Origin of the sequence: Mycobacterium sp. NPDC051804 (genome assembly GCF_044452905.1) — a bacterium.
Classification (GTDB): Bacteria; Actinomycetota; Actinomycetes; order Mycobacteriales; family Mycobacteriaceae; genus Mycobacterium.
The window spans coordinates 1-2,600 of sequence record NZ_JBITCD010000018.1 but is presented as its reverse complement, the minus strand read 5'-3'; the positions used below and the strand labels follow the sequence as shown (position 1 = coordinate 2,600).

At 64.9% G+C, this 2,600-nt stretch carries 1 protein-coding gene; it reads right to left on the bottom strand.

Features of this window, described 5'->3' with window-relative positions; translation table 11 throughout:
• Positions 1-2,600: amino acid adenylation domain-containing protein (locus tag ACIA48_RS30225; RefSeq protein WP_396739999.1), on the bottom strand; the 2,600-nt coding region annotated here is incomplete at both ends.

Sequence of the window (2,600 nt, the reverse complement as noted above, 5' to 3'; positions counted from 1 at the left end):
TAAGCCAGCTGGCCGGCGATCCGGCTGTCGGGATCATCGAGATCACCCAGCTGCGCGCGCTGCCACAACGTGTAATCGACATACTGCACCGGCAAGTCCGCCCAATCGGGGTCCCGCCCCACGCACCGAGCGGCGTAAGCCACACCTAGGTCGCGCACCAGTGGAGCGATCGACCAGCCGTCCGCGGCAATGTGGTGCACCACCGCCACCAACACATGCTCAACGTCACTGACACGGAATGCCGTTGCGCGCAATGGGATTTCGGAGGCTAAGTCAAACGGGCGACGAGCCACCGCGTCGACGGCCTCCTCAAGTTGCCTCTGCGGCCAGCCTGCGGCATCGACGACCTGCCACCCAACCTCCGCTTGCTCCGCCGGGACGACCAACTGCTTGGGGATGCCATTGGGAGCGGGAAACAGCGTGCGCAAACTCTCGTGACGACCCACGACGTCAACCCAGGCAGCGCCGAGCGCCTGAGGATTCAGTCGCCCGTCTAAGTGCAACGCCACCGCCAGGTTGTAAACCGCGGACGGGCCCTGCAGTTGTTCGATGAACCACAGTCGGTTCTGGGCAAACGACAACGGCACCACCGCAGGGCGCTCCACCGGCACCAACGGCTCCAGCCCATCCCCCTCGCCGATGCGCGGCGCCAACCGGGCCACCGTGGGCGCTTCGAACAGGGTCCGGACTCCGAGGTCGACACCCAGGCGGGCATTGACCGCGGCGACGACCCGCATGGCCGACAGTGAATCTCCGCCCAACTCGAAGAACGAATCATCGATCCCGACTCGCTTGACCCCGAGCACATGGGCGTAAATGTCGACCAGAATCTGCTCGATGGCGTCGCCCGGCGCCCGGTAGCGACCGCCATCGGCGTATTCCGGCGCCGGCAGGGCGCGCTTGTCGAGCTTGCCGTTGTGGGTGATCGGCATGGCGTCGACGGCCACGACTGTCGCGGGCACCATGTAGGCCGGCAGACGCTCGGCAAGTTTCCTACGCAACTCGACGGAGTCAGCCGTCCCGGTGACATAACCCACCAGCCGCTTGTCGCCCGCATGGTCCTCGCGAACGATCACCGCCGACTGCTGTACGCCCTCGAGGGAGTTCAGCGCGGCCTGGATCTCACCGAGCTCAATGCGATACCCGCGAATCTTGACCTGCTCATCAACACGTCCCAGGTACTGCAGCTGCCCGTCAGGCCCCCAGCGCACCAGATCGCCGGTGCGATACATCCGCGCACCGGCACCGGCGAACGGACACGCCACAAACCGAGACGCAGTCAGCCCGCCCCTACGGACGTATCCGAAAGCCACCCCTTGACCGGCCACATACAACTCTCCGATCACACCAGACGGGACCGGCCCCAGCGAACTGTCCAACACAAAGAAGCCGAGGTGGCCTAGCGGCACTCCGATGGGGCTGACGGCACTGTCGGCGTCGGCGTCGACGATCTCGCGGAACGAGGCATGCACCGTGGTCTCTGTGATGCCGTACATGTTGATGAGCCGGGGTAGACCGGGATGGCTTCTAAGCCACGGCCCAAGGCGGTGCGGTTCGAGCGCCTCACCACCGAATACCACTGCCTCAAGCTTGAGCTGTTGCCCGAGCTCGGGCGCTAGCGAATCGGCAGTTTCCAAGGCGTAGAACGCCGATGGCGTCTGACTTAGGACGTTCACCTCCTCCCGGACCAACAAGGCGTGCAAGTCCTGCGGGGAGGCGGCCACCGAATCGGGCACCACCACCAGCCGGCCTCCGTGCAGTAGCGCACCAAAAATCTCCCACACCGAGAAGTCGAAAGCCAAAGAGTGACATTGCGTCCACGCTTGCCCCGGAGACATGTTCAGATCCGCATCCAGCGAGTCCAGCAGTTGGGTCACGTTGTGGTGTGGGACGGCCACGCCCTTGGGGATACCCGTGGTACCTGACGTGTAGATCAGGTAGGCGACGTCATCAGGGGACGGCGCCGGTAGCGCGCCGACGGGCTGACTATCGATAGCAAGGTCAGCGATATCGACGACGAGCAATTCATGGCCGGCCAGCCGGTCGGCCAGGCCCGCGCTGGTTATCGCGGCCGCCGGAGCGGCATCTGCGAGCATGAAATCCATCCGAGCCACTGGTTGCCCCGGGTCGATGGCCAGATAGGCCGCTCCCGTCTTCAGCACCGCAAGAATCGAAATTACAGCCTGGGGTGACCGCGCCAACAGCAGCGCCACCCGTTGCCCGGGTCCCACCCCATGACCGCTCAAGAGATGCGCCATCCGGTTAGAGGCTTCGTCGAGCTCGCGGTAGGTCCACGAATGAGCGGCATAAGTGATGGCGACTGCCTCCGGAGCGCGAGCCACCTGGGCGGCGAACAGTGCCGGGATCGACAACGACGCGGACACCGGCACGGTCAACGCTGCTCGGTTGCCCCACGTCTGCAACTCGACGTATTCGCGCTCGTCGAGCAGATCGATCGATGACAGGCGGCGTGACGGATCAGCGCAAAGCGCCACCACCACCCGCTGCAACCGGTCAACCATCGCTTCGACGCTCGCGGCGTCGAACACATCGGTGCGGAATTCGACATCCCCGCCGATTCCGGCGGGCTGACCCGTCTC